This window comes from Flavobacterium sp. (assembly GCF_044377315.1).
Lineage (GTDB): Bacteria > Bacteroidota > Bacteroidia > Flavobacteriales > Flavobacteriaceae > Flavobacterium.
The window spans coordinates 1-11,409 of record NZ_JBILJG010000052.1 but is presented as its reverse complement, the minus strand read 5'-3'; the positions used below and the strand labels follow the sequence as shown (position 1 = coordinate 11,409).

Genomic DNA, 11,409 nt, shown 5'->3' with positions numbered 1-11,409 from the left:
TTCTACTTTAGTGTTTTCACAGCGTTCAAAAGATGTATTCATAATAAATTATTTAATGCAAATATTAGATCAATATTTTATAAAAACAAATTATAATGTGATCAAAATCAATATTTTATAAAAAAATTAAAATCTATTCATTTTCAATTCTTTAAATAAAAATTTACTTTTTTTAAAAAAATTAATATTAAAAAAAGTATAAATGTATTTTAGCATCCACCAAACCAGGCGCATGGATTTTAGATCCATTTGCAGGAAGTTCTACAACAGGAATTGCAGCCAATTTAGCCAATCGTCGCTTTTTAGGAATAGACATGGAAACCGAATTTTTAGAAATCAGTAAAAACCGAAAACTTGAAATAGAAAATCCAAAAATTGCTGAAACTTATAGAAAAAAAATAAACGGTTTTGAGACCAAAAACCAATTGCAATTGTATTTAGTTGAAGAGCCGAAAGATATATATTCACCCGATTTGGAATTCTAATCTGGCTTAAATAGCATCCCTAACGGGATTTATTTTCTAAGTTACTACTTTTTACCGATATTTAATCCCTAACGGGATTTATTATCTGGTGAGTTCCTTTACCGATATTTTATCCCTAACGGGATTTATTTTCTAAGCAACTACTTTTTTACCGATATTTTATCCCTAACGGGATTTATTTTCTAGGGAGTTCCTTTATCGATATTTTATCCCTAACGGGATTTATTTTCTAGGGAGTTCCTTTACCGATATTTTATCCCTAACGGGATTTATTTTCTAGGGAGTTCCTTTACCGATATTTAATCCCTAACGGGATTTATTTTCTAGGGAGTTCCTTTACCGATATTTAATCCCTAACGGGATTTATTTTCTAGGGAGTTCCTTTACCGATATTTTATCCCTAACGGGATTTATTTTCTAGGGAGTTCCTTTACCGATATTTAATCCCTAACGGGATTTATTTTAAAATAAAAATCTACCTTCAATTTCTTAATTCATTAGAATTTCTGAGTTATCTTTTCAATAAGTAATAAATATAATTGTTGTCACAGCTCTGCGAATTTCAACAACTTCCCAACATAAAACCCACAAAACTACATCCTCAAACCTTGTAGTTTTTTTTCTAATCTCACAATTCTAAAACCAATTTCACGTTATAGAAATGTTTCTACTGAGTAATTCATCATTTTTAAAAGTTAATACTAAGAAAGTTGCCAGAAGAAATTTTGGCACTTTTTTTTGTACAAAATTGGTTCTGACTAACTATTTCTTTTACTTTGTATGGTTGAAAAAAAACTCTAGCTAGAAATTCAATTTGATAAATAATTATTTAAGAATTCATTACATTTATATTTTCAGTTATCAATCCCATTAGGGATTCAATTTTGGTAAAAAGTATAATCAATAGTTTACAAAGTCCCGTAGGGACGATATTTGAGAAATGGCAAATACCTATACACAAATACATCTACAATTTGTTTTTGCGGTAAAATATCGCAATGGGCTTATTCATGCCTCTTTTAAAGAAGAATTATACAAATATATTTCAGGTATTATCAAAGAAAACAATCACAAATTATTAGCTATAAATGGAATGCCAGACCATTTGCATATTTTTATTGGTATGCGACCAAGCCAGTCAATTTCTGACTTATTGCAAGATATAAAAGGTAGCTCTTCCAAATGGATAAATGAAAAGAAGTTTTTAAAAGTAAAGTTTGAATGGCAAGAGGGATACGGAGCGTTTTCATATTCCAAATCACATGTCAATAATGTTATTCGTTACATTCAAAATCAAGAAAACCATCATAAAAAGGAATCATTTAGAGAAGAATATTTGAAGTTTTTAAAAGTTTTTGAGATAGAGTATGATGAGCGTTACATTTTTAATGAGCTAATCTGAATAGCATCCCTAACGGGATTTATTTCCTAATGGGTTCTTTTACCGATATTTAATCCCTACGGGATTTATTTTCTAAGCAGATACTTTTTTACCGATATTTTATCCCTAACGGGATTTATTATTTAGGGAGTTCCTTTACCGATATTTAATCCCTACGGGATTTATTTTCTAAGCAACTACTTTTTTACCGATATTTAATCCCTAACGGGATTTATTTTCTGGGGAGTTCCTTTACCGATATTTAATCCCTAACGGGATTTATTTTCTAAGCAACTACTTTTTTACCGATATTTAATCCCTAACGGGATTTATTATCTGGGGAGTTCCTTTACCGATATTTAATCCCTACGGGATTTATTTTCTAATGGGTCATTTTTTACCACTGTTTAATTTTATATCTTTGAAATACTAACCAAAACTAAACTTGTGAAAACTATCATCTTAAAAAACGGATTTATCGGAGGAATAATTGTTTCGATATTTATGGGATTGAGCGTATATTTTCATTCTCAAAATCTTGATAACGAAGCGTTAAGCTATATTCTGGGGTTTTCAGGAATGTTTATTGCTTTTATATTTACATTTATCGGAATGAAGCAATATAGAGATAATGTCAATAATGGTTCTATTACCTTTGGAAAAGCTTTCACAATTGGATTTTCAATTGCTTTTTTAATTTCAACGATATACGTACTAGTTTGGCTTTTTGAATTGCATAATTTTTATCCTGATTTTATGGAAAAATATGCAGCTAGCGAAATAACAAAACTACAATCGAGCGAATTGAGCGCAACCGAAATAGCAACCAAAACTGCCGAAATGAATCAAATAACAGAATCGTATAAAAATCCTTTATACGTTATTGGTATGACCTACTCTGAAATCTTACCAATTGGGCTATTTTTCTCCTTGATTTTTGCTTTAGTAATTAAAAAGAAAGAAGCTAATTAGTTATTCAAATGATACAATAAAAAGCTGTAAAACAAGGCTTCTTCTTCAACTGCTTCTTTATAATTTGTTTTTCCGTAATGACCTGAACCATCGCTAGTTCTCAAATATATTGGATTTGTTTGTCCTTCGTTATTTTGCAATTTTGCAGCAAATTTATATGAGTGTGATGGTACAACCCTATCATCATTTTTGCCAGTCATTATAAGCATTGTTGGATAATTTGACTTGGGTTTTATAGTATGCAAAGGCGAATACGAAAGTAAGTTTTTGAAATCTTTTTCTTTCTCTACATTACCATATTCGTTTTTCCAATAAATTCCAGCGGTAAATGATTCATAATTGAGCATGTCATAAACACCAACTCTAGGAATAGCAACTTTAAACAAATCTGGTCGTAGTGTAATTACTGCACCAATAAGCAATCCACCATTTGAAGCTCCAGTTATTCCTAGTTTTGCTGACGAAGTGTACTTTTCATTTATCAAATATTCGGCTGCATCAATAAAATCATTAAACGAATTCATTTTTTTTAAACCCTTACCATCTCTATGCCAATTACTTCCTTTTTCTCCGCCACCTCTTATAGCAGCATACGCATAAACCCCACCTTTATCAAGAAAACACAATAAACCAGAGTCAAACGAGTAGCCACTAACTATGCCGTAACCGCCATATGCTTCTAACAAAGTTGGATTGTTGCCATCTAATTTTAATCCTTTTTTATGTACAATTGTTATTGGTACATCTTTTCCATCTCTGCTTTTGAAAGTCAAAATCTTTGTTTCAAAATAATCTAATGGAAAAATAGTGGGTTTAGGCTGAATGTAATCGTTAAAGTACTGATGTACTTCTCCTGTTTTAAGATTGAGTCTAAAATTTTGATACGAAACGGTATAAGAACTAAAACTTACATACAGATCATCTTTTTCGAAATCATAAAACTTGATGCTAAAATCAAATCCTGGTGGCGCGTCAAACTTTCTAATAAACTGACCTTCATAGTCATAAACACTAATGTAATTTTTGCCAAGTGTTTTATATTTACAAACAATATATTCATCTAAAAATTCTGTATCAAGAAGCAAATGATTATAAATTTGAGGAATAATTACTTTTTCTTCACTTTTATTATTTATTTCAAAATAGCGAATTTCGCCCCAATCATAGTCTTTTGAAGAAAAGTAAAATCTGTCTTTTCTGAAATAATGAAAGTCAAAATCGGTTGTGTCATTTTCAATAATATTCTCTAGTTCGTATGTTTCAGAATCTAATTTGGTGGTTAGATATGTAACACCAGTATTATTTTTTTCGACAATTAAAAGTTTGTCTCCCGACTTTGAAAAATTAACCATTCCATTGGTTTTGGTTGCATCATAAACAAGTTTATCATCTTCTTGTTTAGTTCCTATGGCATGATAAAAAATTTGAAAAGTCGAATCTTTGGCTGTAGCAATTTTGTTTGTATTTTTCTTGTAATAAACACCTCTATCTAAATTCCAAACAATAGCTGAAAGTTTAACATTCCTAATAACGTCATCTATAACTTTTATTGTATTAATTTCTACAAATCGCATTTGATTTATATCGCTTCCACCCAAACTGATATTAACGGCAACATACTTACTGTTTCTAGAAGGATAATAGCCCGAAATAAAGTCATTTTTATCTTTTGTAATCTTAAATGGATTAAAGATTTCTATTGCTACATCATTCAAATTCTTTCTATAAAATAATGCACCAGGAAGCGACTTATCTTTTCTATAAACAGAATAAAAATATTTTCCTTTTTTAGAAGGTAATCTATTAGTTGTTAATGAATTGTACTCTTTAATTTTAGAAGCAAAAGAATAGTTTTTTGAAATTTCTTCAAGATGTGTGTTGGCTAGAAAATTTTGAGCGTTTACCCAACTTGTAACTTCATCATTATTAGCATTTTCCAGCCATTTATAATTATCTACAATTGTGGTTGAAAATTTTTCTGTTTTAAAAGGAACTTCTTTGGTAACTGGATACTGCTGAGAATAGATTGCTAGTGGCAGCCAAAAGGCAAATTGAGAGAAAATTTTTTGCATATATTTTAACTATTTTTAAATACGACCATAATACAAGGCTTTTACAATTCCGTCGGAAAGTCCAATTTTAGGCACATAAATATGGCGTGCATTACTCCATTTCATGGCGTTAAGATAAATTCGAGTTGCTGGGATAATTACGTCGGCACGGTCGGTGTTTAATCCCATTTCGGCAATACGTTGTTCGTAAGTCAATGAGTTCAAATATTGGTATTGTGAGTTAAGGTAAAAATAAGAAAGGGGCTTGTCTTGTTGTTTTCCTGATAATTTAAACAATTTATTAATATTTCCACCAGAACCTATTAACGTTATATTTTCGTAATCTTGGGTGTTGGTCTTAATCCATTTTTCGATTTCTTCCCAAACAATGTCGTTTACCATGTTATTAAGTAAACGAACGGTTCCGTTTTTAAACGATTTGGAAACAACCATTTTGCCATTAGAAAATAGTGAAAACTCAGTACTTCCGCCACCCACATCAACATAAAGATAGGTTTTGTCGGTAGAAAGAAAACTATGTAAATCGGAAGAAGCAATAATGGTAGCTTCTACTTTTCCGTCGATAATTTCGATATCAATTTCTGATTTTTCACGAATGATTTCGATGACTTCTTTTCCGTTATAGGCTTCTCTCATTGCTGATGTGGCACAGGCTTTGTATTTGTCAATTTTATACACTTTCATAAGAAGTCTAAAAGCGGTCATGGCATCAATCATACGATCGATATTTTCGGGAGAAATTTCACCTACTGTAAAGGCATCTTGTCCTAAACGAATAGGTACACGAATTAAAGCACTTTTGTTAAACTGCGTTTCTTTGCCTTGTTGTTCGACAATGTTGGTAATAAGCAATCGCATGGCGTTGGAACCAATATCGATTGCGGCGTATTTTTTTATTGAAATCATTTCTGATTTGGGAGTTATTGGTTGTTATTTAGCACTAATCTGCCCCAGATAAAAGTGAAAAGCCACGCAGTTGTAGGACTTCTTTTTTCTTGGCTTTATAAAGCGACCAACGGAAGCTCTTGTAAAGACTTAGAAAAAAAGTGCTACAGCAAGTGCTTGTAACGAATAGCTGGAAATAGGCTCGTATATTATACTTTATCAATTCTGTCTTCGACGTTTTTTTCGTAATATTTATAGGTTTCGAGTTGCGCTCTGAAAACTGGTTCGTTTAGCTTACGAATTCTATATTTATTATCTAATTTTTCGGAATGATAGCGGGCTTTTACGTTTCCTTTCCAGCCAATATTGAAATTATCTATTAGTTGTTTTTTTATATCTTCTTGGTAAATTGGGCAGGTAACTTCTACTCGACCATCGAGATTTCGGGTCATAAAATCGGCACTCGAAATAAAGACTTCGGGATTATCGTCGTTACCAAAAATAAATACGCGAGAATGCTCTAGAAAATTATCTACAATACTAATAGCTTCAATGTTTTCGGACATATCTTTTACACCTGGAATTAGCGAACAAATACCTCGAATTTGCAATTTTATTTTAACCCCTGCATTGCTGGCATCATACAGTTTATCTATCATTTGGTAATCAGACAAACTGTTCATTTTTAGATTGATATATGCAGGTTTACCTGCAAGCGCATTGGTTATTTCTCTCTCAATTAATTTAGTAAATTTAGAACGACTATAATGTGGTGATACGATAAGATGTTTGTAACGATGTACACGATAATTGACATCGAAAAACTCAAAAATTTTGATAACATCTTTTAAAATTTGTTGATGACTTGTAAAAAGTGTTACATCGGTATAAACTTTAGCAGTAGATTCGTTAAAATTTCCTGTCGAAATTAATCCGTAACGCTTAAGTTTTCCATCGTCTTCAATTCGTTCAATAACACAAATTTTGCTATGTACTTTTAATCCTTTTATACCAAAAATAAGATTTATTCCTTCGGTTTGCATTTGTTCGGCATACGAAATATTACTTGCTTCGTCAAAACGCGCTTGCAACTCGATTTGAACCGTAACTTTCTTACCGTTTTTAGCTGCATTTATAAGTGAACTAATAATCTGCGAGTTTTTGGCTAATCTATATAAAGTAATTTTAATAGTTGTAACTTTCGGGTCTAGAGCCGCTTCTCGCAGAAACTTAATTAAATAAGAAAAGGATTGATAAGGTGCAAAAACAAGATAATCTTTTTGTGCTATTTTGTTAAGAATACTACCTTCTAGCGAAAGACCTTCTACTGGTAAAGGCTTTTTTTGTTGGTAAAGCAAATCATGTCTTCCTAGATTAGGAAAATCCATATAATCGCGACGGTTATGATATCGACCACCTGGAATAATACTATCAGAAGCATCTATTCCCATTCGGGTAAGGAAAAATTTGAGTGTGTCTTTGCTAATTGCAGTATCATAAACAAAACGAACTGGCTCGCCGATACGCCTATCTCTTACAGAAGTAGCAATTTTTTCTAGCATACTTTTATTGATGTCTGAGTCGATCTCTAATTGGGCATCACGCGTAATTTTTATCATATGAGCCGAAATGCTTTCGTAATCAAAAATATTGAAAATACTTTCTAAATTATAACGAATTACATCGTCAAGAAGTATGATATATTTTTTTTCACTTGACGATGGAAGCTCTACAATTCTATTGATATTTTTAGGTATTTCAATTAATGCATACCTTTTCTCTTTTTTTGGTTTTACTAATCCTAAAAGTGATGCTTTTTCTTTAGGTTTCATTACTAATTTTATAGCTAGATAACCCGAAGTGTCTTTTAATAAGGGAAATTCGTCTAAATCATTTAAGATAATAGTTACAACTGCTGGACTAACCTTTTGAATAAAAAAATCTTTAACAAATAACTGATATTCAGTAGAAAGCTCATTTTCATTAATAACAAATATGTTTTCTTTTTCTAGTTGATTTTCTATAACTTTTAATATTTTTAAACTTTCAGCTTGTTGCTTAATTACAATTTCTGTAATTTCTTTTACTAATTGTTGCGCTGTAATGCCACCTAGAACATTTTCACCAGAAATTCCCGCTAAACTTAAGCGACGAATTGCGGCGTATCTTACTCTAAAAAACTCATCAAGGTTGTTAGAAAATATTCCTAAAAAACGTAATCTATCAAGCAATGGAACTGTTTCGTCAGCTGCTTCTTGAAGTACACGTGCGTTAAAAGCTAACCAACTTTTTTCTTTATCAATATATTGGTAATTTTTTTCTAAAGTCATATTATTATAAGGAATGATTTGGAAAAATAATTTTATCCGTTTTACCTTTATTTATAGTTTGCCAACTTGTAACACTAAATATAATTGAAACCAAACCAGAAGTTGGAATTGAATCGATGTAAATACTGCCAAATTGGTTAACAAAATCTGTTAATGCATTATTATGCCCAAAAATAACTAAATTTTCGATAGTATCAGGACACGTTTTGATGATTTTTTCTAATGTATTTCCGTCAAAAGTATATAAATTATCTTTTAGAATTATTTGATTTGGAACAAACTCCCAATATTTAACAAAAACTTTACATGTTTCACGAGTTCTTACTGCGGAACTTAACCAAATAGTATAACTTGAATCAACTAAATAGTTGGACTTTTCAGCTACCAAAATTGAGTTTTGTATTCCTTTAGAAATTATATTTCTATCAAAGTCTTTAAAACTAAAATCTTGTGTTGCTTTTGCGTGTCTAATTAGAATTAAATTTTTCATTTTTTTAAACTAAAAATTAGTTTGCAAATTTAGTTAAAATAGTATCTACATCTAAAAAGCAGTTAGTATCAATTTTGAAGTATAAAGAAGATTTCAGTTAAAAAAAACCAGCATTTAATCGACCATTAATAATTTTATCTATAAACAAAATGTTTTACTTATTAGCTATTATTAGTTATTAAAAGAAGTGTTCATAAAGCAATTCTAGAACCTATACTATTTTAAGATTTATTGATTTTAGAAGCTACTTATTATTCATTTTTAGTGTTTTATCGACTAAAATTGCAATTCACGGATAATCTTTTTATTAATGAAAGACTCTTATCTATTTTTGGTGCTAGAAAGTGTAATTATGCTCAACTTAAATACATTTTTTTTGATTACCCAATCTAAAAACAAATTAATAAATGGATTTTATATCTAATTCGAAGCTTAGTAAATTATTTTTATTTGGTTTAACGCTATTATTATTAAATAGTAATGATGCTTTTGCAGAGGGTACGCCTTCTCTTTCGCCTCCAGCAACATTTCCAAATCCTCAAACTATAACAGGAGTTACAATTCTTCCAGATGTGCAATCAGGTTCTTATTGGGATAACATTACACCAGCTGGAGAAGATAATAGAATATATTTTTATATAAATAATCCAGCAAACGAAAATTTATATTTTGGTTTTGACTGGAGAAACTTTGTAGCAGTAAATGCTATTAGAATAAATAATCTTTACTACAGAATATATAATCCAAGTGGCACTCAAGTCCAGTTTGGTTTATGGAATAGTGCAAATAACATCGCTGGTAGTATTGACACTTATAATGAAGCTATAATTGGTCCAAATATTGGAGGAGTTACTACTGGTTATGATCCATTAGTATTTGACCCAACAGTAGCAGGAGAATTTTGGATTGAATTTTATAGAAGCGATGACGGAGGAGTTACCCCTATAACTACAAATTTAGGTAGAGCCGTTGCACCTTTCTTTGACCTAACAGTGGCAAATTCAAGCGGAGTTAATCCTAGAAAATCTGGACGAATTCATTCAGATAAATGGGGATTGGTTGCCTTAACACCCAGTACCACCGCTAACAATTCAATACCTACCAATGGATTTGGGGTAATTCAAACATCAAGTTCGTCGCCTCAATTATATGTTTATACAGATGATAAAGTAATATTAAAAGTTAATTTTGGTACGGGTTTTAAACCACTAGCTTACGACTTAGCATTGAATAGTTATGGTGTATCTAATATTGGTCCATGGGCAACTACAAGGAGATCTATTAACAGTACTACAGCGCCAAGTTTACTCAACGGTTTTAAAATTTTCTTAAATCAACCCGACCCTATTCAGTATGGAATAGCAACTGTTCCTGCTGCTCCTGTTTTTTTAAATCCTGCAATAACAAACTGTAGCCCTTTTAATATTAATTTTAATACAAGTGAACCTGGTGACGTATCAATATTAATTGATGCTAATGGTACACCTGGTTATCAGCCTAATACCTCCGATTTAATAATTGAGGAAAACAATCTTCCTGCTGGAAATAATAGTATCTCATGGAATGGATTAGATGCGCTTGGGAATAATGTTCCCGATGGTACTTTAATGGAGTTAACTTTAAACTATCTAAAAGGAAGGTATAATTTACCTTTGTATGATGCTGAAATTAATAAAAGTGGTATAAATGTAGCAGTTATTCAACCAATACAAATAGCTAATTCATTGATGTATTGGGATGACTCATTATTAACTAACGTTGGAACAAACTGTATCCCTAACACAAACAACCAGACTGGAACGGGTATTAATAATTCAATAATAGGAACGCCAGGCCCAGCACATGCATGGAGTTTTAATGGTAATCCTACGCAATTAATTCCAGCGCCTGATAATGGTAGTAGTCCAAATAATGAAAATGATAACACTACTTGTAATGACTTTGGTAATGGACGTATTATAAATACTTGGGGTTGGGGAATTAAATCAGAAAAAGTTACAGAATTTATTTACAAAGGATGTTCTGATTTAAGAGTGGTTAAAACCGGTCCTGCATCAGCAATATCTGGTAATCCAGTTTCTTTTACAATTACAGCTTCCAATTTAGGTTCAAGTAATGATACAGATGTTACTGTTACTGATTTATTGCCAACAGGTTATACTTTTTCTTCTTACCTAGCTACAAATGGAACTTATGACAATACATCAGGTATTTGGACAATAGGTAATTTAAATAATGGTTCTAGTGCAGTATTAACAATTAATGTTGTTGTCAATACAACTGGTAACTATACTAATACAGCCTGTATTGAAGGAACTAATACTGATCCGTTTGTACCAAACAATTGTTCATCAATAACGCCTACAGTAACTGTTCCTCCAACAGTAACAATTGGTGATTTTACGGTTACTGAAGGCGGTGCATTAGTTTTTCCAATATCATTGAGTAATTCGGTAACAACACCAATTACTTTAACGTTTGCAATTACTAATCAAACAACTTCCAATGCAGATTGGACTCCACCAGGCACTCTAACAATTACAATTCCTGCCAATACTATAACATCAACATTTACAATTAACACTGTTGATGATATAATTATTGAGGGTACTGAAACTTTACTTTTATCAATAGCTTCTTCAACTGGGCCTGTTGGAAATTCTACAGATACAGGTATTGGTACAATTAATGATAACGAAGATACTTTAGTTATTACCGTTGCTGATGCTTCTGCTACCGAAGGAAATACTATAACTTTCCCTGTTACTCTTAGTAATCCGGTTGCGGTGCCAAC

7 protein-coding genes and 1 pseudogene are annotated in these 11,409 nt (G+C 31.4%); 4 read left to right on the top strand and 4 right to left on the bottom strand.

All coding sequences use genetic code 11. The features are described 5' to 3' along the window. Positions 1-200: 200 nt before the first annotated feature. The 3 genes and pseudogenes from ACIQ66_RS11305 to ACIQ66_RS11295 all read left to right on the top strand — a co-directional run. Positions 201-485 (top strand): annotated as a pseudogene (locus ACIQ66_RS11305) (DNA methyltransferase); the annotation flags it as partial. A 940-nt stretch (positions 486-1,425) separates the two neighbouring features. Beyond that, positions 1,426-1,887: an IS200/IS605 family transposase gene (gene tnpA, locus ACIQ66_RS11300; protein ID WP_396212901.1), complete on the top strand. Its 462-nt coding sequence runs from the start codon at positions 1,426-1,428 to the stop codon at positions 1,885-1,887. Between the two features lie 426 nt (positions 1,888-2,313). Then, positions 2,314-2,838: a DUF4199 domain-containing protein gene (locus ACIQ66_RS11295; protein ID WP_396212900.1), complete on the top strand. Its 525-nt coding sequence runs from the start codon at positions 2,314-2,316 to the stop codon at positions 2,836-2,838. Here the strand turns inward: ACIQ66_RS11295 and ACIQ66_RS11290 are convergent. The 4 genes from ACIQ66_RS11290 to ACIQ66_RS11275 all read right to left on the bottom strand — a co-directional run bounded on the left by ACIQ66_RS11290 (position 2,835) and on the right by ACIQ66_RS11275 (position 8,615). After that, positions 2,835-4,910, bottom strand: a complete 2,076-nt coding sequence (locus tag ACIQ66_RS11290; RefSeq protein WP_396212899.1) for a prolyl oligopeptidase family serine peptidase — start codon at positions 4,908-4,910, stop codon at positions 2,835-2,837. The genes ACIQ66_RS11295 and ACIQ66_RS11290 overlap by 4 nt on opposite strands. Before the next feature lie 15 nt (positions 4,911-4,925). Continuing rightward, positions 4,926-5,816 (bottom strand): Ppx/GppA phosphatase family protein, encoded by an 891-nt coding sequence (locus ACIQ66_RS11285; protein WP_396212898.1) that lies wholly within the window; start codon positions 5,814-5,816, stop codon positions 4,926-4,928. Positions 5,817-6,004: 188 nt separating this feature from the next. After that, a complete protein-coding gene (gene ppk1, locus ACIQ66_RS11280) occupies positions 6,005-8,125 on the bottom strand; it encodes a polyphosphate kinase 1 (RefSeq protein WP_396212897.1) in 2,121 nt (706 codons plus the stop codon). A 4-nt stretch (positions 8,126-8,129) separates the two neighbouring features. Then, the gene (locus tag ACIQ66_RS11275) at positions 8,130-8,615 is read right to left on the bottom strand and encodes a SixA phosphatase family protein (protein WP_396212896.1); all 486 of its coding nucleotides are present in this window, start codon (positions 8,613-8,615) and stop codon (positions 8,130-8,132) included. A 407-nt stretch (positions 8,616-9,022) separates the two neighbouring features. Between ACIQ66_RS11275 and ACIQ66_RS11270 the strand changes: the two genes are divergently transcribed. After that, on the top strand, positions 9,023-11,409 hold a 2,387-nt coding region (locus ACIQ66_RS11270), incomplete at its 3' end, for a hypothetical protein (protein WP_396212895.1).

Excerpts from the sequence above, each read along its gene's own strand:
- tnpA (WP_396212901.1), top strand. The coding sequence starts at position 1,426 with ATGGCAAATACCTATACACAAATACATCTACAATTTGTTTTTGCGGTA.
- ACIQ66_RS11290 (WP_396212899.1), bottom strand. The coding sequence starts at position 4,910 with ATGCAAAAAATTTTCTCTCAATTTGCCTTTTGGCTGCCACTAGCAATC.
- ACIQ66_RS11285 (WP_396212898.1), bottom strand. The coding sequence starts at position 5,816 with ATGATTTCAATAAAAAAATACGCCGCAATCGATATTGGTTCCAACGCC.
- ppk1 (WP_396212897.1), bottom strand. The coding sequence starts at position 8,125 with ATGACTTTAGAAAAAAATTACCAATATATTGATAAAGAAAAAAGTTGG.
- ACIQ66_RS11275 (WP_396212896.1), bottom strand. The coding sequence starts at position 8,615 with ATGAAAAATTTAATTCTAATTAGACACGCAAAAGCAACACAAGATTTT.